Annotated in this window: 16 protein-coding genes; 9 read left to right on the top strand and 7 right to left on the bottom strand. The window is 37.3% G+C overall.

Annotated elements, in window-relative coordinates; genetic code table 11:
* The first annotated feature begins 369 nt into the window (after positions 1-369).
* The 5 genes from DDF69_RS13250 to DDF69_RS13270 all read left to right on the top strand — a co-directional run bounded on the left by DDF69_RS13250 (position 370) and on the right by DDF69_RS13270 (position 8,152).
* On the top strand, positions 370-1,848 hold the full coding sequence (locus DDF69_RS13250; protein ID WP_114821201.1) for an alkaline phosphatase PhoX: 1,479 nt from the start codon (positions 370-372) through the stop codon (positions 1,846-1,848).
* Between the two features lie 65 nt (positions 1,849-1,913).
* Positions 1,914-3,728, top strand: coding sequence for a cytochrome-c peroxidase (locus tag DDF69_RS13255; RefSeq protein ID WP_114821202.1), 1,815 nt, complete (start codon positions 1,914-1,916; stop codon positions 3,726-3,728).
* A 306-nt stretch (positions 3,729-4,034) separates the two neighbouring features.
* Positions 4,035-6,362, top strand: coding sequence for a hypothetical protein (locus tag DDF69_RS13260; protein ID WP_228411992.1), 2,328 nt, complete (start codon positions 4,035-4,037; stop codon positions 6,360-6,362).
* A gap of 75 nt (positions 6,363-6,437) precedes the next feature.
* Entirely contained in the window at positions 6,438-6,674 is a 237-nt protein-coding gene (locus tag DDF69_RS13265) for a hypothetical protein (protein WP_034697514.1), read from the top strand.
* 8 nt (positions 6,675-6,682) lie between these two features.
* Positions 6,683-8,152, top strand: coding sequence for a M20/M25/M40 family metallo-hydrolase (locus DDF69_RS13270; protein ID WP_114821204.1), 1,470 nt, complete (start codon positions 6,683-6,685; stop codon positions 8,150-8,152).
* A 1,073-nt stretch (positions 8,153-9,225) separates the two neighbouring features.
* On the opposite strand, the gene ilvA is transcribed toward DDF69_RS13270, so the two are convergent.
* The 7 genes from ilvA to folP all read right to left on the bottom strand — a co-directional run bounded on the left by ilvA (position 9,226) and on the right by folP (position 17,487).
* The gene (ilvA, locus tag DDF69_RS13275) at positions 9,226-10,488 is read right to left on the bottom strand and encodes a threonine ammonia-lyase (protein ID WP_114821205.1); all 1,263 of its coding nucleotides are present in this window, start codon (positions 10,486-10,488) and stop codon (positions 9,226-9,228) included.
* An 11-nt stretch (positions 10,489-10,499) separates the two neighbouring features.
* A complete protein-coding gene (ilvC, locus tag DDF69_RS13280) occupies positions 10,500-11,546 on the bottom strand; it encodes a ketol-acid reductoisomerase (protein ID WP_114821206.1) in 1,047 nt (348 codons plus the stop codon).
* A 40-nt stretch (positions 11,547-11,586) separates the two neighbouring features.
* A complete protein-coding gene (locus tag DDF69_RS13285) occupies positions 11,587-11,868 on the bottom strand; it encodes a hypothetical protein (protein WP_114821207.1) in 282 nt (93 codons plus the stop codon).
* Between the two features lie 11 nt (positions 11,869-11,879).
* A complete protein-coding gene (ilvB, locus tag DDF69_RS13290) occupies positions 11,880-13,604 on the bottom strand; it encodes a biosynthetic-type acetolactate synthase large subunit (protein WP_114821208.1) in 1,725 nt (574 codons plus the stop codon).
* A gap of 4 nt (positions 13,605-13,608) precedes the next feature.
* Positions 13,609-15,291, bottom strand: a complete 1,683-nt coding sequence (gene ilvD, locus DDF69_RS13295) for a dihydroxy-acid dehydratase (protein WP_114821209.1) — start codon at positions 15,289-15,291, stop codon at positions 13,609-13,611.
* Between the two features lie 180 nt (positions 15,292-15,471).
* Positions 15,472-16,344: a branched-chain-amino-acid transaminase gene (gene ilvE, locus DDF69_RS13300; RefSeq protein ID WP_114821210.1), complete on the bottom strand. Its 873-nt coding sequence runs from the start codon at positions 16,342-16,344 to the stop codon at positions 15,472-15,474.
* A 372-nt stretch (positions 16,345-16,716) separates the two neighbouring features.
* Positions 16,717-17,487, bottom strand: a complete 771-nt coding sequence (folP, locus tag DDF69_RS13305) for a dihydropteroate synthase (RefSeq protein ID WP_185144349.1) — start codon at positions 17,485-17,487, stop codon at positions 16,717-16,719.
* A 478-nt stretch (positions 17,488-17,965) separates the two neighbouring features.
* Between folP and DDF69_RS13310 the strand changes: the two genes are divergently transcribed.
* The 4 genes from DDF69_RS13310 (at position 17,966) to DDF69_RS13325 (ending at position 22,278) form a co-directional block, all read left to right on the top strand.
* The gene (locus DDF69_RS13310) at positions 17,966-18,532 is read left to right on the top strand and encodes a DUF1599 domain-containing protein (RefSeq protein WP_110009240.1); all 567 of its coding nucleotides are present in this window, start codon (positions 17,966-17,968) and stop codon (positions 18,530-18,532) included.
* 1 nt (position 18,533) lies between these two features.
* Complete coding sequence (locus DDF69_RS13315) at positions 18,534-19,643, top strand: BT_3928 family protein (protein ID WP_114821212.1); 1,110 nt, start codon at positions 18,534-18,536, stop codon at positions 19,641-19,643.
* 133 nt (positions 19,644-19,776) lie between these two features.
* Positions 19,777-20,124, top strand: coding sequence for a TerB family tellurite resistance protein (locus tag DDF69_RS13320; protein WP_114821213.1), 348 nt, complete (start codon positions 19,777-19,779; stop codon positions 20,122-20,124).
* A gap of 27 nt (positions 20,125-20,151) precedes the next feature.
* The gene (locus tag DDF69_RS13325) at positions 20,152-22,278 is read left to right on the top strand and encodes a S9 family peptidase (RefSeq protein WP_114821214.1); all 2,127 of its coding nucleotides are present in this window, start codon (positions 20,152-20,154) and stop codon (positions 22,276-22,278) included.
* Positions 22,279-22,302 lie beyond the last annotated feature (24 nt).

The raw sequence follows: 22,302 nt of genomic DNA on the forward strand, positions 1-22,302 counted from the left end.
TTACACAAGCCGGATATATATGTTTTATTTAACGCTAAGGATCACAAAGAAACGCTCATGCTACCATCAATATTTACGTTCGCTAAGGCGTTACACTCAGCTATGAAATGATTGCGTTTTTTTGTTGAATGGAATGCCTTTGCGAACAAAAAAAAGTAGATGAATAGAAACTTTGCGTACTCTGCGTTATAATATATTATTCTTATTAAGAACATTTTCATCAAAGTCTCTCTATTTATATCCGTTCTAATTATTGATCTTGTCTTAACAAACCATTACTTAATATTAAACTATTTGTTTTGTCTTCTTAAAACATAATTAACACTAGACCTTTAGTTTTGCCATAATCGAAATTCAAAAAATGTAATTATGAAAATTAACAAAACTATTGGAGCTCTATTCCTTGCTGCTATTGTTTTTCAAAGCTGTAACGATGACAACAACAGTAACTCTGACACTCCTGTCAATGATAAAATCAAACTTGAAAATTTTTCTAAAGAACCCGCTTTCGTTTATGGAATGCAAGGTTTTGAAAATTTAAATATTACCACTCTTATTTCCAGTTCTGACGTTCTTCCAGGTTCTCCAGATTTCGTTTTCGGAGGTCAGCCAGACGGAATGGGTCTTATGAAAGATCCTAACTCGGATGGCTATCTGATGATCACCAATCATGAAATCAAACAATCGGTATCAAGAGTTTATTTAGACAAAACATTTAAGCCTGTAAAAGGAGAATATATCTTAAATGGAACCGGAGGAATGACAAGATTATGCTCGGCTACATTGGCCACTCCTGAAATTCATGGTTTCAGCGCATTTCTTACTGCTGGGGAATCAGGTGAAGAAAGTATGGTTCACTCTCTAAATCCTTTGGCACCAGCCTCTCAGGCATCAGATAAAACAAGGGTAAAACCAGCTTTAGGAAAGGCTTCCATGGAAAATGCAGTTCCACTTCCTAAAGATGTTTCTAACGGAAAAACTTATATCATCATTGGTGAAGACCAGTCTTATTCTTCTTCTCATCAGTCTGCAGGACAATTGATCATGTATGTTGCCGATAATCAGGGAGATCTTGATAACGGTAAGTTGTATTCTTTAAAAAGAACCAACAGCAACTATACGGAAACAGATATGACGAAAGGAAGCAGCTATGATGTAGAATTCGTGGAAATTCCGAACGCTAAAAACCTTACCGGAGCTCAGATCAACCAAAAAAACATCGATAATAACGCCATTCGTTTTTCAAGAGTGGAAGATGTAGATTACAGAAAAGGAGCAGGAAAAGGAAGAGAAATCTACTTTACCGCTACAGGTGAATCTTCTGATGGTGTGAACCCAAAAGCAGGATTAACGATGTGGGGAAGAGTTTACAAACTTGTTCTGAACGCCAATAATATGTTGACAGGAAAACTGGAAGTGGTGGCTGAAGGAGATTCTAACCCAGGAAATAACCTTATCAACCCTGATAACTTATGTGTAACTGAAAACTTTGTATACATCCAGGAAGACGGAGATTCTTATTACAAAAATGCCAACCACGATTCTTATATCTGGCAGCTGAATATTGCTACAAAACAATACAAGCCATGGCTGAACATGAGGCACAACAGAGGTGACTCTGCATGGCAGACTGCTTACAACCAATCCGGAGACCTTCAGAAATTCGGTTCATGGGAATTCGGGGCAATGGTTGACATTTCAGACATTATCGGAATTCCGAATACCTTCTCAGTGAATATCCATTCTCATACATGGCAGCTGGATAAATTCAAAAACCCTGACGGTTCAGGAATCAACACCAACAAAGAAGGTGGGCAGATTGTAATCATCAGAAACGTAGAAAAATAGTTTTAATTCCTTCATATCAAATCAAAGTATCAATAGAATATTTCTGTTGATACTTTTTCATACCTATGAACAAGCTTTCAAAATATCCAATACTCCTTTTCCTGTACTGTGCAGCAGCACTTTTTACTTTATACTACTGTAAAAATGATAAGCAGCAGCCTGTGTATGAAGATCTTGGTTCTGTAAAAAACAGGATTATCAAAACTAATGCTGATTTCGAAAAGCAAATTAACGAACTGAAAAACCTGGTTTCTAAAAATGCTGATGAAAAGCTCCTTCAGGAAAAATTTCAGGATATCCGAAAAACCTACAAAACAATGGAATGGGCTGTAGAATACTTCCTTCCCCACTCCGCAAGGTTTATCAATGGTCCTGCCCTTCCTGAAATAGAAATGGACGAACATACGGAAATAGAACCCGAAGGGCTTCAGGTGTTGGAAGAGATGTTCTATCCATATGATAAAGGAAATAAAGAGGAAGTGATCAGGATGCTCAATAAGCTCATCAATAAAAGCAATACCATAGAAACCAACTTTCAGGTCATTACGATCAGTAAAGATCAGGTTTTTGATGCCTTAAGACAGGAAGCTTTCAGAATTTCCAGCTTAGGGATTTCTGGTTTTGACACACCTGTTTCAGGAACATTTTTACAGGAAATGCCCTCTTCTCTTCAAGGAATAAAAGAAACTTTGGAACAGATTTCCACTGATCGTTCGAAAAATAAAGCCTTAAAAAGTATCGTGGCAGAGATCGGTTCAACTATTAGCGTACTGAAGAAAAATACAGACAAAAACACATTCGATTACGTCAATTTCATTCCGGATCATTTGAACAAAATCACCGCTTTGATGCTTGATTTTAAAAATCAGGAGAAGATTCCGGATGTTGAAGTAATTACTGCTTTAAACAAAAATGCAGCTACTTTTTTTTCTAAAAATGCTTTTAATCCTAATGCTTTCACTCCTGGAAAAGAATATGCCTATTCGGAAGAAAAGGCGGCTCTCGGACATCAGCTTTTTAATGATAAAATTTTATCCAACAGCAATAATCGTAGCTGTGCAACATGCCATATTCCAGAGAAAGCATTTACAGACGGTCTTGCCAAAGCCATGTCCCTTGAAAATTCGGAACTGGCGAGAAATACACCTTCACTCAACTATGCAGGCTATCAGCATGGCCAGTTTTGGGATATGAGAAAGGATGACCTGGAAGGACAGAGCTCGGATGTGATCTCCAATAAAGAAGAAATGCACGGTGATCTGAATGTCATTCTTGCCAAAATCAATCAGGATAAAAACTATCAGGCAGCATTCAAAAAGATTTATCACTCTCAAAAAACAGAGGTTTGGCAGCTGCAGAATGTACTGGCAAGCTATATCCGTTCGCTGGCAAAATTCAATTCAGCTTTTGATGAATATATGAGAGGGAATACATCAGCAATGACAGAAAATCAAAAGCAAGGATTTAATCTTTTTGTTGGAAAAGCCCAGTGTGCAATCTGTCATTTTCTTCCTTTATTCAATGGTACAGTGCCTCCGAATTTCAAAAAAACTGAGCAGGAAATATTGGGTGTGGCAGTGAATGCAGAGAATCAAACATTTGATGCCGATCCGGGAAGAGGAAAATTTCATGAAACAGTAGCTTCTTTGCAGCATTCTTTCAAAACACCAACTCTTCGAAACATTCAAAAAACAGCTCCTTATATGCACAACGGAGGGTACAAAACATTGAGAGAAGTGATGAGTTTTTACAACAAAGGAGGTGGAAAAGCTTTTGGATTTAAAGTAGAAAACCAGACGCTTTCTGATGCTCCACTACAACTTACTGATAAAGAAATAGATAACATTATTGAGTTTATGAAAGCGCTCAATGATCAATAAATACGATTCTAAAACACAAAACAACGAAAAACAATTAAAACTCCTGAATCTTAACTGCTAGGGAGTTTTTTTATTTGAAAAATCCATTAAAATACAGAAAGACTATCTGATCATTTTTTCATTTGGTCTTGTCCTTGCAAAGTCCATGAAAACATTAGATTAAATCAATGTTATACTCTGTTAAAAACTTTTATACAAGAATAAATATCATTATTTTTGACGTAGTTTTTTTACATGAAAAGGGGTTTACTGTTATTATTTTTTATGATCTGCTTTTTGGGGTATTCACAAACAAAAATTAAGGTTGTGGATGACGCCAGTCAAAAACCTGTCTCTAAAGCAAAGGTATCCTGTGACAATACCGTTATTGGATACACCAATGAACAAGGTATTCTGGAATTTAAAACAGGATGTAAAAACATTGATATTGACGCTGATTCTTATCAGAAAGAAACGATCACCGTGGAAAGCAGCATGGAGGTCTCCCTGCTTAAAAAAACATCAAAGACCACCAATATTGAAGCCGTAGTTATTGAAGATAAAAGTGATCCCAGAGCGTTGGAAATTCTTAAGAAAGTCAATAAACTATTTAACGAAAACTCACCCAAAAGCTTAGGATCTTATTCCTACAAATCCTACGAAAAAATTTCTCTGGATATTGATGAAGACAGCCTGTCCCAGTTTAATCAGTATTTTAATGATCTCAATATTTTCAAGAAAAAAAGAGAAAAAGACTCGCTGAATAACATCACTGCAAGAAAGATATTTTCAAAAAGTAAGCTTTTCCTTTGGGAAAGAGCCCAGGAGTTTTTATACTCCAAAAAGTATGGGGAAAAGATCAATATTCTGGACAACAGAATCTCTGGTCTGAAGCAGCCTATCTATGAAATGATCGCTCTTCAGCAAAGTAACAGGGATGTGGTTCCGGAACAGATAAAACCTGAAAACAGAGGATTGTACAGATTCTTCCTTTCAGATACTGTTACTCTGGATGGGAGAAAAAACTTTGTGATCCGTTTTCGTGAGGTGAATTACAAAAAACCGGACAGAAAACGAAAGTACAACGGTACTATTTATATAGATACCGAAACGTACGGACTCAAAAAGATTGAAAATTTCAGTAAAAACAAAAACGACGGAATTATCACCAGTACCTGGGTGTTTTATAATAACAAATGGTTTCTTGCCCACGAAAAGGCCAAGCTTAAAATGGGTAAAATGGCTATGGATGACAAAGTGCATGCTGATGATAAGAAAGACAAAAAAAGCTTTGGAACCTACGCTTTTCTTACCTCAAAATATTTTGATTTCGAGGCTCCTATTGAAGAGAATCCAAAAGATTTCAAAGGCTATACTTTCTCTGTAAAGAATATTGACGGGCATTCTCTGGACCAATACAGAACCGATCCTCTTACTGAAAGAGAAAAAAATACCTATACAACGATCGACAGTTTAGGAAAAAAATATAAAATCGATAGCAAAGCCCAGATTTTATCGGGATTACTGAACGGACAGATCAGAGTAGGTTCTGTAGACTTTGCCGTAGATGAAATTGTAAATTATAACTCATACGAAGGTTTCAGATTAGGTTTAAAAGCCAAGCTGAATGAAAATTTCAACCCTTATTTTTCACCAGACTACTATTTTGCATATGGTATGAAGGACAGAAAATGGAAGTATGGAATGGGTCTTGACATGAAAACCACCCTGGAGAAAAACTCATTTTTCAGATTTGAGGTGTATGATGATGTAACAGCCTCCGGAGAATTCAACCGAAAACTTTGGAATTTCAAGATGAGAATGATGAACTTCGGGAATAATCTGAATAATGACCGGTATTTTCATTTTAAAGGAATGTCATTATCTTATCTGAACGATGTTACCAACGGACTTACCCTGGCCCTTGATGCAAGAAGAAACACGGAAGAGGCTGAATTCGATTATCAGTTCAGAGACAGAGGAACTTCGTACCGGAATTTTAATACTCTTTTCACCTTAAAATATTCCCCGAATTCTACCAATATTATGACTCCGCAGGGAAAATCTCTGATTGATCAGAAATATCCTGAACTCTATTTTAATTATGAACAGAGTTACAAAATACTGCAGGGGGATTTTAATTATTCCCGTTTTGACGCCTTATTTGTTCATAATTTTAAAACACCGATCGGGACTACAGGTTTCAGATTATATGGAGGTCTGGTTCTGGGTGGAGCGCCTATCTGGAAAAACTTTACGATGAACGGGCTTGCGTCTCCGGGCAAAGATTTTAATTTTAACCTTACTTCTTATCTTGGGTTTGCAACACTGGAAGGAGGAAAATACTATAATGACAGATTCGTTGCCTATTACTTTACGCATAAACTTCCATGGTATCTGAAAAGTTTCGGACACAATATTTCCAGCTTTGATTTTGTCTTAAGAGGAACTATAGGAGATATGAAACATCCGGAATACCACCAGTTTAAGTTCAGAAAATTGGATCACCTGTATCAGGAAGTCGGTGTAGAATGGAACAATTTCCTTTCCAGCTATTTCAACCTTGGTGTATTTTACAGAGTGGGTTATTATGCAACACCTCATTTCAAGGAAAACTTCGCTATCCAGTTTAAGCTGAAGTTTCTCGAGTTTTAATACGCTTTACCATACAAAATCTTTATTTTTGAATCAGAATTCAGAAATATTCAACGATACTATATAAAAAAGAACATGCAGAAAATCGAAATCAAAGCAGAACAGTTTTTTGAATTATTAAAATTAAAAGACACTCCGATGTGGGAGATTTTCTCACAGATGATTGATGGAAATGAAAAGGAAATTATCTTTTTAGACAATGAAGACAAAATCCTTTTTAATTATATTTTACCTTCTACACAGGAAAAACTGGAAGAAGACAGAAAAGAGTTTTCAAAACAGTTTTCAGAAAAATTGGCTAACTTCAATTAAGCGTTCTTATGAATAGAAATTATATTTTCTCTCTCCTTGGGCTCTTTTTATTTGCCTTTGGAAATGCTCAGAATTATAAAAAACCTCTTGTTTCTGCCATCAAAGAAGCTGATCTTCGTACCGATATGTATCAGCTGGCTGCGGACCAGTTCTGGGGCCGTGAAGCCGGAACTCTGGATGAATTGAAAGTTTCTATGTGGTTGGCCGACAAAGCCAAAGAAGCAGGAATGAAACCCGCCGGAGATAACGGAACTTTTTTCCAGTTTTTTGATATGTACAGACATCAGGTGATTCCACAAAGCAGCCTGAAAGTCGGAGATACCAGTTTGAAATTATGGAAAGATTTCCTTGTCGCTGAACCTGTAAATGCTTCATTAGATGCTGACATAGTGTATGCCGGAAACGCAGAGCCTGAAGAGCTTGCGAAACTGAATATCAAAGGAAAAGTTCTTGCGGTAAATGCTTCTGACAAGAATATTTCAAAAGACATGACCCTTTTTGTAAGAAGATATCCTGGATTTGTAAGAAATAAATATTACGATAAAGCTTTTCAGCTGGGAGCAAAAGCTATTATTTTCATCACCGATGATATTTCTGAACAAAGCTGGGTGGAAGTTCTGCCTCAAATGACAAGAGGAAGCTACGGAGTGGAAGGATTAAGAGAAAAAATCACAAATAATATTCCTGTTTTGTGGATCAAAAGAGAAAATGCTGACTGGGTAAAAAACAATCCGAAAGCTTCTCTGAATCTGATTACTGAAACTTACAAATATCCTTCAGTGAATATTATCGGAAAAATAGAAGGTACAGATCCTGTTCTTAAGAATGAATATGTTTTGCTGAGCGGACACCAGGATCATGACGGGATCAGACATCCTGTAAAGAATGACACGATCTACAACGGTGCTGATGATAATGCCAGTACTTGTGTTGCCATGTTGGCAATGGCCAGAGCTTACAAAAAACAGCCGGGAAAAAGAAGTATCCTTTTTGTTTTCCATGGTGCTGAAGAAAGAGGACTACTGGGTTCAAGATGGCATGCAGCGCATCCCGTTGTTCCGAAAGAGAACATTGTAGCCGTGCTGAATGGTGATATGATTGGAAGAAATGACAACAATGAAGCTGCTTTATTAGGAGGAAATGCTCCTCACAAAAATTCTGAAGAGCTTGTAAAAATGGCCGAAGACGCCAATAATGAAAGTACAAAATTCAAATACCTGAAAGACTGGGATTCCCCAAGCCATGCTGAGTATTTCTATTTCAGAAGTGATCATCTTCCCTATGCTAAGATTGGAATTCCTGCCATATTCTTCACCAGTGTGCTGCACGATCAGTATCATACTCCACAGGATGAATCAGAAAATATCAATTACAAAAAGCTCTATAAAATGACTGAATGGATGTACAGAACATCCTGGAAAGTGGCTAATGAAGCTGAACGTCCGAAAGTAATTTCGAATTTTTCGCTTGAAAGATAATCTATAAAAAGAATTATATTTCTTTTGTCATTTAACAGTGCCAAAAACAAAAAAGCTTCACAGATTGTGAAGCTTTTTTCATCATTGTGTTTTTAGAATCTGAAATACGAAATAATTTAATATTGAATATGATCTGGAACCGTTAAGAAAAATTCAGGTTGTAAAGAAAGTTAAGATTCAAATTAATTTGAATGAAGCTCCTTACTTAATAAATATCGAAAGATATTATCCTTAACTATTCTTAAAATCTTTATTATCCTTAATGGTTCAAAAAAATATTTTTAATTCATCATATTTCTTTTGTCTTGAAACAAAAGAAACAAAAATTCAAGACTTAGAAACTTCAGCTAAAAATGAAATCTGTTCTCTAAAAACTCTAAACTCGTGCGGAAACGATCTATGTTGAGAATCATATGTTGTCCCGCACTCAAACACCAGAGTTTTTTTAACGTTCACAGAATTCATTTTCTTAACGCTTCAGTTTCTTATGTCGTTTGACAGTGCCAAAAACAAAAAAGCTTCACAGATTGTGAAGCTTTTTTCATCATTGTGTTTTTAGAATCTGAAATACGAAATAATTTAATATTAAATATGATTGGAAACCGTTAATTTTTTTTATTCATTATACTTCTTTTGTCTTGAAACAAAAGAATCAAAAATTCAAGACTTAGAAACTTCAGCTAAAAATGAAATCTGTTCTTTAAAAACTCTAAATTCGCGCGGAAACACTCTATGTTGAGAATCATATGTTGTCCCACACTCAAACACCAGAGTTTTTTTAACGTTCACAGAATTCATTTTCTTAACGCTTCAGTTTCTTATGTCGTTTGACAGTGCCAAAAAACAAAAAAGCTTCACAGAGTGTGAAGCTTTTTTCATCATTGTGTTTTTAGAATCTGAAATACGAAATAATTTAATATTGAATATGATTGCAAACCATTAAGAAGAATTTAGATAGTAAGGAAAGTTAAGTTTCAAATACATTTGAATGAAGCAGCTTACTTAATAAATATCTCAAGATATTCTCCTTCACTATTCTTAAAAACTTTATTATTCTTAATGGTTTAAAAATTTTAAATAAGCAAATTCATCAGAGAAGGATCATTGTTCAGATAGTTAACAAAGAAATCATACTGCTTCATCTTATCGATCAATGGTGTGAAATCTTTGTTTTGCTTCAGGGCAATTCCTACAACTGCAATTCCTTTTTCTTTTGAATTTTTCTGGGTGTATTCAAAGTAGGTAATATCATCATCAGGTCCCAGCACATCCATTACAAAGGTTTTCAATGCTCCGGGACGCTGTGGAAATCTAACCAGGAAATAGTGTTTTAATCCTGCATGAAGCAATGCTTTTTCCTTGATCTCTTCCATACGGGTAATGTCATTATTGCTTCCACTGATAATACACACTACATTTTTACCTTTTATTTCCTCTCTGTACTTTTCCAATACTGCTACCGAAAGTGCTCCTGCCGGTTCTACAACAATAGCATCTTTATTATACAAAGACAATATGGTTTCACAGACAAGTCCTTCATCTACTGTTGCCATATCATACAGGATATCTTTACAGCGTTCAAAAGTAAGATCTCCCACTTGCTGTACGGCTGCACCGTCTACAAAACGGCTTATCTTTTCTAGAAGAACGGGTTCCCCTTTTTCAAGGGCTTTTTTCATGCTTGCTGCTGCGGAGGGTTCTACACCAATAATTTTTGTTTGTGGAGACAGATGCTGAAATACAGTACAGACTCCTGCTGCCAGGCCGCCGCCGCCTATCGGAACAAAAAGATAATCAACCAGACCTTCTGACTGTTCAAGAATTTCCAAAGCCGTTGTAGCCTGTCCTTCAATAATCGCCGGATCATCAAAAGGATGAATAAATACACTGTTATGATCCTTGCAAAACCTCATCGCGGCATCTTTTGCGGCATCAAAAGTATCTCCGAAAAGAATAACGTCTATGTATTCTCCACCAAACATTTTCACCTGTTCAAGCTTTTGTCCGGGAGTTGGCAAAGGCATAAAAATCGTTCCTTTGACCTCCATGGTCTGACATGCAAAAGCAACGCCCTGGGCATGATTTCCGGCACTGGCACAAACAACACCTTTTGAAAGTTCTTCCTCAGACATGGTGGTCATCTTATTATAGGCTCCTCTTATTTTATAGGATCTGACCCTTTGAAGGTCTTCTCTTTTAAAACAAATATTCGACTCATAAATAGCTGACAAATTATTATTCACAGCTAAAGGTGTTTTTACCACTACATCTTTTAATCGTTCCTCCGCTTTATAGACATTCTCTAGAACGGAGGAACTTACTTCCTCTTTCATCATCTGTTTAGTAATTAATTGTTTTCGGGTCTCAGGCTTCGTACCGTCTTACCTGCCTTCCACATTTCGCTTTCTCTCAGTTCTGCAAGTTCGGCTTCCAATTTTTCACGATAATCTGGTTTGCTGTTACTGTCGATAGAACGTTGTGCTTCGTTTCCTTTGGCTACGTTGTCATACAGTTCTTCAAACAAAGGCGAAGTAGCATCTCTGAAACGCTTCCACCAATCCAAAGCTCCCCTCTGAGCGGTTGTGCTGCAGTTGGCATACATCCAGTCCATTCCGTTTTCCGCTACCAAAGGCATTAATGACTGAGTCAATTCTTCCACCGTTTCATTAAAAGCTTCGGAGGGACTGTGGCCATTTTTTCTCAATACATCATACTGAGCGGCAAATATTCCCTGTACAGCACCCATCAAAGTTCCACGTTCTCCGGCTAGGTCGCTGTATACTTCTTTTTTAAAGTCGGTTTCAAAAAGATATCCGCTTCCTATCGCAATACCTAATGCGGTTACTCTTTCTCGGGCTTTTCCTGTAGCATCCTGATAAACGGCAAAACTGCTATTCAGACCTCTGTCCTGTAAAAACATCCTTCTCAATGATGTTCCTGAACCTTTCGGTGCTACCAGAAATACATCTACATCGGCTGGAGGAACAATTCCTGTACGCTCGCTGAATGTAATTCCGAAACCATGAGAAAAGTACAACGCTTTTCCCGGAGTAAGATGCTGTTTTACTTTCGGCCAGTATTCTATCTGTGCGGCATCACTCAGAAGATAGCAGATAACAGTTCCTTTTTCTAATGCTTCTTCGATTTCAAATAAAGTCTCTCCCGGTACAAATCCGTCTGCAACCGCTTTATCCCATGATTTGGAGTTTTTTCTCTGTCCTACAATTACGTTAATTCCGTTATCTTTCTGGTTCAAAGCCTGTCCCGGTCCCTGTACTCCATACCCAATTACTGCCACGACTTCATTTTTTAATACTTCCTGAGCTTTTTCCAATGGAAATTCTTCTCTTGTTACTACGTTCTCCTCTACTCCTCCAAAATTCAATTTTGCCATTTTTTTTGATTTTATTTATTGATGTTTAATTTTTTTGTGCTTAACTAGCATATTCTACTGCGGTCAGATACGGGTTTCTGTGGTAATGTACTTCCAGAACGTCTACCTGTTTTTCCATTTGTCTGCTGATCTTCTGAACAGAATCTTCTGTTTCTCTGATTACGATAACAAACTTTTTTACTTTTTCTATTCCTGAAGGGCCTACATTGAAGGTCACCATAGAAATTCTTCTTCTTGAAAAAATAGCATTGATGCGGCTGATCAATCCTAAATAATCTTCTGTATACGCTGTAATGGTATATTCTTTATGATCTGTTTTCATCTTTTATATTTTTAAACTTTATTATTTAATACAATCTCCGAAACACTTTTTCCCTGGGGAATCATCGGAAATACGTTGTGTTCTTTTCCTGTCATTACTTCAAGGAGGAAAGATCCGTTGTAATCGAGCATTTCACGGAGTGCCCATTTTAAGTCTTCCCTCTCGGATACTTTTTTTCCGGGAATATTGTATCCCTTTGCCACCTGAACAAAATCAGGACTCTGAATATCTACTGAGGAATATCTTTCTTCATGAAACAATTCCTGCCACTGCCTTACCATTCCCAGATAGCAATTGTTAAGAATTAAAATCTTCACTTCCGGATGATACTGCATAATGGTTCCCAGTTCCTGAATATTCATCTGAGCTCCTCCATCACCCATCACGGCAATCACAGGGCGGCCGGTCTCTGCATAAAAGGCTCCAATCGCCGCGGGAAGACAGAATCCCATTGTTCCCAGCCCTCCGCTTGTAACGTTGGTTCGGGAATGTTTGAAATGAGAATAGCGGCATGTTGCCATCTGATGCTGCCCTACATCTGTTACAATAATTGCTTCGCCTGCTGTGATCTCATTCAACTGGCGGATCACTTCTCCCATTGTGATCTCACCTTCTTCCGGATACAGCTCCGTATGAATCAGGTTGATGGTTTCAATTTCATGACATTTTTTAAATCTTTTTTGCCAATGATGATGTTCTCTTTTTACGATCTTTTCTGTAAGAAGAGGAAGCGTATGTTTGCAGTTTCCCAAAACCGGAACATCCACTTTTACATTTTTATTGATCTCTGCGTTATCAATATCCAGGTGAATAATCTTTGCCTGTTTTGCGTACTGATCCAATCTTCCGGTCACGCGGTCATCGAACCTCATTCCGACAGCAATTAAGACATCACATTCGTTGGTTAATATATTCGGGCCATAGTTTCCGTGCATTCCTACCATTCCTACAGCTTGTGGATGATGAGTAGGAATAGCACCCATCCCTAATACGGTCCATGCAACGGGAATTCCTGATTTTTCAGCAAACTCTAAGAACTCTTTCTCAGCCTTTCCCAACATAATCCCCTGCCCCGCGATGATATATGGTTTTACTGCATTATTGATCAGATGTGCTGCTTTTTTGATACTGTCAAAACATGGGTCAGGATCGGGTTTATAGCTTCTTAGCGAAGAACATGGCGAGTATCCTTTATAATCAACAGACTGTAACTGGGCATTTTTGGTCACGTCAACCAATACGGGACCGGGACGGCCTGATTTTGCGATATAGAATGCTTTTGCCAATACTTCAGGAAGCTCATTGGCATCAGTCACCTGATAATTCCATTTGGTAACCGGGCTTGTAATGTTCATTACATCTATTTCCTGAAAGGCATCGGTTCCGAGAAGGTGTTCAAAAACCTGTCCGGTAATACAGACCAAAGGAGTATTATCCAATAACGCATCTGCCAAACCTGTTACAAGATTGGTTGCTCCAGGGCCACTTGTAGCTAATACAACACCGACTTCTCCTGAGACTCTTGCCAAACCTTGTGCTGCATGTACTGCTGCTTGCTCGTGGCGTACAAGTATATGTTTAAGATTTTCCTGATAGTCGTAAAGGGCATCATAAATTGGAATAATGGCACCTCCCGGATATCCGAAAACGGTTTTCACTCCTTCCTGAAGAAAGGCTTCAAGAATGATCCGGCTTCCGCTCAGTTGTATTTCTGTTGATAAATTCAGGTTTTCCATATTTTTATTGAGTGATTTCGTCTGTTACACAGCCTTCTGCGGCTGACGATACGGTTAATGCATATTTATAAAGCAATCCTTTCTGTACTTTAAGTGAAGGCTTTTGCCATCCTTTCTTTCTTCTTTCTATTTCTTCTTCTGAAACTTTAAGCTGTATGGTATTGTTGACAGCATCAATTTCAATCAGGTCATCATCATTAACAAAAGCGATCAGACCTCCTTCGTGAGCTTCGGGAGTGATGTGTCCTACTACAAAACCATGAGTTCCTCCGCTAAACCTTCCGTCTGTAATCAAGGCAACACTACTTCCAAGGCCAGCTCCGATCAACGCACTGGTGGGTTTCAGCATTTCAGGCATTCCGGGAGCTCCCTTCGGACCTTCATGACGGATGACAATGACATCACCATGTTGTACGGTTCCATCCTGAATTCCTCTGATCAGATTTTTTTCACCATCAAATACACGGGCTTTGCCTACGAAACGTTCGCCTTCTTTTCCTGTAATTTTGGCTACACTTCCTTTTTCAGCAAGATTTCCGTATAATATTCTCAGGTGCCCTGTCTCTTTTACAGGTTCTGATAATGGCTTAATGATTTTTTGAGTCGTAAAATCCAGATCGGGGACATTTTCTAAATTCTCTGCTACTGTCTTTCCGGTTACCGTTAAGCAGTCACCGTGTAATAATCCATGGTTCAAAAGGTATTTCATTACTGATGGTATTCCTCCGTGCTCATACAGATCCTGCATCAGGTATTTCCCGCTTGGTTTTAAATCTGCCAGCACCGGAGTTTTATCGCTCATCTTCTGGAAATCATCCTGAGTAAGGGGAACTCCCACACTTTTTGCCATGGCTATAAAATGCAGAACGGCATTGGTACTTCCTCCGAGAATAACAATCATTCGCAACGCATTTTCAAAAGCTTTACGAGTCATGATATCCGAAGGTTTAATGTCTTTTTCCAGTAATACTTTCAGATATTTCCCTGCTTCCAGGCATTCTTCCTGTTTTTCTTTGCTTAAAGCGGGATTGGAAGAAGAATACGGAAGGCTCATTCCTAATGCTTCTATGGCAGAAGCCATTGTATTGGCGGTATACATTCCACCACATGCCCCTGCTCCGGGACAGGAATTTTTCACAACTCCATCGAAATCTTCTTCTGTGATTTCTCCTGCAATCTTTTTCCCTAATGCTTCAAAAGCAGAAACAATATTAAGCTGTTCACCTTTATAGCAGCCGGGAGCAATTGTTCCTCCGTACACCATGATGGATGGTCTGTTCAGCCTTCCCATCGCGATGATGGTTCCGGGCATATTTTTGTCACAACCAGGCAATGCGATCAATCCGTCATAGTATTGTGCTCCACAGATGGCTTCGATACTGTCTGCAATTACATCACGGCTTACCAGAGAATAGCGCATTCCATCTGTTCCGTTGCTCATTCCGTCACTTACTCCGATGGTGTTAAAAATCAATCCGGCTAATCCGTGGTTCCATGTTCCTTTTTTTACTACCTGAGCCAGATCATTCAAATGCATATTACAAGTGTTCCCGTCATAGCCCATGCTGGCAATTCCGACCTGAGCCTTATGCATATCTTCTTCTGTAAATCCTATCCCGTACAACATGGCTTTGGCTGCGGGCTGTTCGCTATTTTGCGTGAATGTTTTTGAATATTTATTTAACATACTTTTCCTACATTTTCTATTCTTTTTCTCTTCTTCAAATAGAGTTCTTTACTAAATTTTGATCCAAAACTACATTTTGTAATATTCTTTTCATTTTCATTTTTTCTAAAAACTACAATATTCAATTATTAAGAAAATAGATTCATTGAATTGATAATCAAATATTTAAATTCATAATATTTACAATGACAGAACTCTTACTAATTTTAAATATGCCTGTTGTACTCTCCCGCTTGCAGTATTTTTCCAGTCTTTCGTAAAAGGAATATCATCGAGTGAATCCAAGGCAACAATTTCTGCTGCCGTACCACAGAAAAAGCCTGCATCTGCACCCCTCATTTCCTCAGGTTTAAAAAAGGTTTCTTTTACAGGAATGTCAAGCTCATCGCAGATCTCCATAACGGTTTGTCTTGTGATTCCCGGAAGGATACTTCCTTTAGCCGGAGTGTATAAAACCCCGTCTTTTTCATAGAACACGTTAGCTCCCGAGCTCTCAGCAACATTTCCGTTTTCATCCAGAACCAGCGCTTCATCATATCCTTTGTCTTTGGCATCCTGGCAGGCCAATATAGAGTTTACATAATGTCCTCCTACTTTGGCTTCCACCTTGAAAGCCTTAGGATTAGGACGCTGAAAAGGGGAAGTCATAATTTTCATTTTATCTGCCAGATAGCCGTTATTCCATTCCCAGGCAAGCAATGACAGATAAGATTTTTGTCCTTTTGAGAGTGACATATTGGGTGAACATGTGACCAACGGACGGATATAAGCATCTGTAAACCCATTACGATCCAGAAGTTCATAGGTAAGTTCTGTAAGCTGATTTACGGAATAATCGAAAGGAATATGCATGAGTTCTGCTGATCTTTTCAGTCTTTCGTAGTGTTCTTTTGCTTTAAAAATTTGAGTTCCACGATCTGTGCTGTAGGATTTAATTCCTTCAAAAACAGAATACCCATAGTGAAGAGATTGTCCATACAGATCTGTTCCGGCATCTTTCGCTTTCATAAATTTTCCGTCAAAATAGATGGTCGTGTCGTCGTTGTAATACATGTTATAGGGGTTTAAAAAAAATTAACAAATGGGAATAAAAAAAGCCCTCTCACACTGTGAGAGGGCTCAATATATGTACAGTCATACATCTTCCTTCTCACAGACGCAAGGGAATAATAATGACGATAATAATTACTGATAATAACTGATACATATTCTTATACTATAAAAAATTAAAAACAAAAAAACCGTTTCATAATTTGAAACGGTTTTATATATAATTTAAATTAAAATCTATTTAAAATGCCGTTTCCTTACTGTTGTTAATGACAACAGCAATAATAGAAATGACAATAATATTTTTCTGATTCGTAAAATTCATACTGCAAATGTATAAACTTTTTAATTACTCACAAGTTTTTTTTGCACTTTTTATTTTTTTCGTAAAAAATGGTTCAGTGTTTCCTTTGCTTCAGCCACATCATGAACCCTTAAAATCTTTGCCCCCTGTTCCAACACTTCCCTATGAAGTTTTTGTGTTTCCTCATTGATATCCAGCGGTGATTTTCCAAGAGGTTTGTAGATAAATGACTTTCTGGAAATACCTATTAAAAGAGGAAATTTTCCAAATCCCAGATATTCAACTTCATGGATCATTTTCATCTGATCTTCTACTGTTTTTCCGAAGCCAAAACCAGGATCAAGAATGATATCATTTACTCCTTTTTCTAAAAGTTCTTTTGTTTTTTTTGCAAAATACTGGTTCACTTCCAGTGTAATATCTTCAAACTTTATTTTATGATGCATGGTCTCGTAGGAAGGGTTTACATGCATCAGAATGTAAGGCAGCCTCGTTTCAGCAGCTGTATCAAACATTTCTGCATCATATTGACCGCCAGAAATATCATTGATCAGATCAATTCCTTCATTAAATCCAAATTTCACTGTTTCTGCATAAAAAGTATCCAGGGAAATCAAGGCTTCCGGAAATTCTTTTTTGATCAGAGAAATAAGATTTCCAATTCTGTTTATTTCTTCTTTCGCACTTAAAAATTCTGCATTGGGACGTGTAGACTGAGGACCAATATCCAGTATTTCTGCTCCTTCCTTCAACAGTTTTCCGGCGTGGTTCAACGCTGATTTTTCATTATTGAATTTTCCGCCGTCAGAGAAAGAATCCGGTGTCATATTGAGGATTCCCATGATTTTTGGAGTGTCCAGTTGTACTAAACGGCCGTTGCAATTGATTGAGTAGGTTGGAGGGTTTGAGTGTGGGAGCGTTGGAGAGTTGGAGAGCATGAGTTGGATGATGATTGATGAATGATAATTGATGAATGACTTCTGTAGTGCAAAATTAGTGATTTATGAGTTTTTAATGAGAAGAAATTAGAAATTATAGGCTGGAAGATATTAATTATGAATGATGAATAATAAGTTATGAGTTTAATTCCTACACTTTCAAACTCTACTACCTCAAATCTCCTTATCCCAAACCCAAAATGTTCCCACTCTCTCCCCCTAAAACCCTCTTACTCTAAAACTCTAAAACCCAACAACTCGAAACCCGAAACTCTAAAACTCTCTCACCCTCAAACCCTCAAACCCTCAGATCCACAAACTCAGCTCATCAAATTCAAAAATCTAAAACCGAATTCGTATATTTGGAAGATTAAGAAAATTTATGCTAAAAACATCAGTACAGTTCGAGAAAGTTATCAGTCAGTGCCGTGATCTTTTCGGTAAAAAATTACAGGATTATGGTGCAGCATGGAGGGTTTTGAGACCGAGCTCCATTACGGATCAGATTTATATCAAAGTCAACAGAATCCGTACGCTGCAAATGACTGATAAAAAAATGGTGGATGAAAGTGAAGAAGATGAATTTATCGCCATTGTGAACTATTCTATCATTGGACTTATTCAGTTAGAGAAAGGTCTTTCCAATGATTTCAATGAAAACAAAGAAGAAATTTTAGGTCTTTATGACCAATATGCCAATGAAGCAAAGGCTTTGATGGAAAGAAAAAACCATGATTATGGCGAGGCATGGAGAGATATGAGAATCTCTTCGATTACAGATCTTATTTATCAGAAAGTACTGAGAACCAAGCAAATTGAGGATAACCAGGGACAAACTATCGTTTCGGAAGGTCTCGATGCCAATTATTTCGATATGCTGAATTATGCAGTCTTCTGCCTGATCAAATTCTCAGAAAAAGAAAATCAATTCGAACCCAAAAATATTTAATATGCTCAAAGGTTTATTACGCTTTATTATTGCTGTTATTTTTATCCTTTCAGGCTTTGTAAAAGCCGTGGATCTGGTAGGTTTTTCTTTCAAAATGGAAGAATATTTCGCACCTCCGGTTTTCAACATGCCATTTTTAGAAAAGTTTGCCCTGTTATTCTCCATTATTGTAGTGGTACTGGAGCTTTTCTTAGGATTTATGCTGCTGCTTAAATTAAAGCTTAAATTTACCTTATCCCTATTAATTGCGCTTTGTATTTTCTTTGGATTCCTTACATTTTATTCCGCGTATTTCAATGTGGTAACAGATTGTGGATGCTTTGGAGATGCTATCAAATTCACTCCCTGGCAGAGCTTCTTAAAAGATGTTGTACTGCTGATAGGATTGATTATCCTGTTTATCCTTTATAGAAAAGATTTCCGTAAAAAAGATGAATATGGAGTTACTCCGAAAGAATCTTCCAACACATTCAAATATATCCTTTTAACAGTCTTTTCGTTGGGAATGATTTATGTTATGGCTCAAGGAATTATGCATGAACCGATCATCGATTTCCGTGATTATAAAATAGGAACAGACATTAAGGCTGAAAAAGCAAAAATTGATAAAAATCCTTCAGAATATAAAACTTTCTACACGCTGAAAAATCAGAAGACAGGAGCTGTTGTAAAAGTAAACCAGGATGATTATATCAAAAAAACAGAATACTGGGCAGAAGGCTCTCCATGGAAAATTGAAGATGGAAAGAATGAATCTGTCCTGATAAAAGAAGGCTATAAATCTGAAATTGTAAAGTTCAAGATTGAAGATCCTACAGGAATGGAAGTTACCCAGGAAATCATCAACGCGCCTAAAGCTGTTCTGATTTTCTCTTATCATCCAAAAGATGTTCCTGCAGACCTGCTTCAAAAAGTGGAAGCGAAAGTAAATACACAGAAAGGTGCCCTTATCTACGGAATTTCTACAGAGCCTAATACTTTTAAAACCATCAAAAATGTACTGATGGACGGAACTGCTATCAAAACAATAGCGAGAAGCAACCCATTTGTACTGATTCTTGAAAACGGAAAAATTGTAGACAAACAGCCTGCAAAGGACTACGTTGATTAATTATAAATGATGAATGATGAATTATAAATGATATGTTACGACAGATATTTGTATGCAATTATCAATTATCAATTATCAATTATCAATTATCAATTATCAAATTTAAACACTAAACTTAAACATACAACAACTCATGCAAAAATCAAATAAATCAATCGCCGGTTATCATTTACTTATGATCCTTTCTTCTGTAGACGGAGAATTTGCTCCTGAGGAAGGAATGCTGGTGCAGCAATACATGGCGGATGAATTTCCTTTCAGAATGAATCTTGACAATGAACTTGAAACCCTGGCTCTTTTGCAGCCTGAGGAATGGAAAGATCATTTTGAATTCCATGCAAGATGTTTCCACGAAGATTCTACAGAGGAAGAGCGTGTGAAATTTGTTCAGTTTGCAAAATCACTGATCAAAGCTGACAATAAAGTAACGGAAGAGGAGCATACGTTCTACGTTCTGTTGAAAAACCTTTGGGGACTATAGCATAAGAAAAGATCCAAACCAAAAAACATGAAAAAAATTTATCTAGGACTATTAGTAATGAGTGCATCTACATTTCAATCTCAGACATTTCCCAATATGAAGACTCCTGTTGCAGAAAAGCAGGAACATATCAGAGAAATCCATGGTGATAAGGTTAATGATCCTTATTACTGGATGATTGATTATTTTAAAAAAGGAAAAGATTCCACCAAAGTTGTTGATTATTTAAAGGCTGAAAACACCTATTGGAAAGGTATGATGAAGGACACTGAACCCTTCAGAGAAAAGCTTTTCCAGGAAATGAAGGCCAGAATCAAGGAGAAGGATGAATCTGTACCTGTTTTTAGAAACGGATATTACTATTACAGCCGCACAGAGAACGGAAAACAGTATTTTAAATACTGCAGAAAGAAAGGCAGCCTTACTGCTCCGGAAGAAGTTCTTCTGGATGTAGATAAAATGGCAGAGGGCCATCCATACTATTCTGCTGCAGGCTTTAGCATCAGTCCGGATAATACAAAAATGATCTACGGAGTGGATGATGTTTCCAGAAGGCAGTACAAGCTATTCTTGAAAGATCTTTCTACAGGGAAAATCACGGATCTTGGTATTAAAAATACAACAGGTTCTGCAACATGGGCCAATGATAACACCACAATTTTCTATACTTCAAAAAATCCTGAGACTCTTTTAACAGAAAAAATTTTCAGACACACGCTGGGAACAGATTCCGGTAAAGATATTCTGGTATATGAAGAAAAAGATAAAACCAACTACATCAGTGTAGGAAAAACAAAAAACAATAAGTTTATCCTTATCGATTCCCGTGCTACCACTTCTTCTGAAACCAGGTATCTGGATGCCAATGATCCTAACGGAAATTTCAAAATTTTCCAGCCCAGGATCAATAATGTACTTTATGATGTAACTTCACTTGAAGATAAATTTTTGGTAACAACCAATAAAGATGCTCTTAACTTTAAGGTTGTAGAAACTCCTTTAGATAAAACGGGAGTTGAAAACTGGAAGGATTTTATTCCGCACAGAAAGGATGTTCTGATGGAGGATGTTACTGCGTTTAAAAATTATCTGATATTCAGTGAAAGACAAAACGGACTTTCCCAACTGGTAATTTATGACAGAAAAACAGGGAAAAAGGAGTTTCTAAAATTTGATGAACCTGCCTATACTGTTTATTCACTGGATAACCCTGAATATAATACGGATAATTTCCGTTTTGGGTATACCTCTATGATTACCCCAAGCTCTCAGTATGAACAGGATTTAAAAACCGGAAAACGAGTTCTTTTAAAGCAACAGGAAGTTCTGGGAGGTTATAATAAAGATAATTATACAACGGAAAGACTTTTTGCCACAGCAAAAGACGGAACGAAAATTCCAATCTCTATTGTTTATAAAAAAGGGTTCAAAAAAGATGGAGACCATCCACTTCTACTCTACGCTTACGGTTCTTACGGAAATTCTATGGATGCCAGTTTCAGCAGTACCAGACTGAGTCTTTTGGACCGGGGTTTTGCATTTGCAATTGCCCATATCCGTGGAGGTCAGGAAATGGGAAGACAATGGTATGAAGACGGAAAAATGATGAAAAAGAAAAATACTTTTACCGATTTCATCGATTCCGGGGAATATCTGGTTAAAGAAAAATATACTTCACCTAAGCATCTTTACGCTCAGGGAGGAAGTGCAGGCGGTTTATTGATGGGTGCTATAGCCAATATGAGCCCTACTCTATGGAATGGGGTTATATCGCAGGTTCCCTTTGTAGACGTAGTGAATACCATGTTGGATACAAGTATTCCACTCACTACCAATGAGTATGACGAATGGGGAAATCCCAATAATAAGGAAGCTTATTTTTATATGAAATCTTATTCTCCGTATGAAAATATAGAGAAGAAAAACTATCCGAATCTTTTGGTAACAACAGGATTGCACGATTCTCAGGTACAATATTTTGAACCAGCAAAATGGGTTGCCAAGCTAAGAGATATGAAAACGGACAAAAATGTACTTTTATTGAAAACAGATATGGACTATGGCCATGGTGGCGCTTCCGGGAGATTTGATTATCTGAAGGATGTAGCTTTGGTATATGCTTTCATGTTTAAACTGGAAGGGATTACTAAGTAATGAATCTCGCAGATTTTGCAGATA

The sequence above is a fragment of the Chryseobacterium sp. KLBC 52 genome (assembly GCF_003347605.1).
Lineage (GTDB): Bacteria > Bacteroidota > Bacteroidia > Flavobacteriales > Weeksellaceae > Chryseobacterium.

Bases quoted from the DNA above. Each gene is read 5' to 3' on its own strand.
- DDF69_RS13250 (WP_114821201.1), top strand. From the start codon at position 370: ATGAAAATTAACAAAACTATTGGAGCTCTATTCCTTGCTGCTATTGTT.
- DDF69_RS13255 (WP_114821202.1), top strand. From the start codon at position 1,914: ATGAACAAGCTTTCAAAATATCCAATACTCCTTTTCCTGTACTGTGCA.
- DDF69_RS13265 (WP_034697514.1), top strand. From the start codon at position 6,438: ATGCAGAAAATCGAAATCAAAGCAGAACAGTTTTTTGAATTATTAAAA.
- DDF69_RS13270 (WP_114821204.1), top strand. From the start codon at position 6,683: ATGAATAGAAATTATATTTTCTCTCTCCTTGGGCTCTTTTTATTTGCC.
- ilvA (WP_114821205.1), bottom strand. From the start codon at position 10,488: ATGATGAAAGAGGAAGTAAGTTCCTCCGTTCTAGAGAATGTCTATAAA.
- ilvC (WP_114821206.1), bottom strand. From the start codon at position 11,546: ATGGCAAAATTGAATTTTGGAGGAGTAGAGGAGAACGTAGTAACAAGA.
- DDF69_RS13285 (WP_114821207.1), bottom strand. From the start codon at position 11,868: ATGAAAACAGATCATAAAGAATATACCATTACAGCGTATACAGAAGAT.
- ilvB (WP_114821208.1), bottom strand. From the start codon at position 13,604: ATGGAAAACCTGAATTTATCAACAGAAATACAACTGAGCGGAAGCCGG.
- ilvD (WP_114821209.1), bottom strand. From the start codon at position 15,291: ATGTTAAATAAATATTCAAAAACATTCACGCAAAATAGCGAACAGCCC.
- ilvE (WP_114821210.1), bottom strand. From the start codon at position 16,344: ATGTATTACAACGACGACACGACCATCTATTTTGACGGAAAATTTATG.
- folP (WP_185144349.1), bottom strand. From the start codon at position 17,487: ATGGGAATCCTCAATATGACACCGGATTCTTTCTCTGACGGCGGAAAA.
- DDF69_RS13310 (WP_110009240.1), top strand. From the start codon at position 17,966: ATGCTAAAAACATCAGTACAGTTCGAGAAAGTTATCAGTCAGTGCCGT.
- DDF69_RS13315 (WP_114821212.1), top strand. From the start codon at position 18,534: ATGCTCAAAGGTTTATTACGCTTTATTATTGCTGTTATTTTTATCCTT.
- DDF69_RS13320 (WP_114821213.1), top strand. From the start codon at position 19,777: ATGCAAAAATCAAATAAATCAATCGCCGGTTATCATTTACTTATGATC.
- DDF69_RS13325 (WP_114821214.1), top strand. From the start codon at position 20,152: ATGAAAAAAATTTATCTAGGACTATTAGTAATGAGTGCATCTACATTT.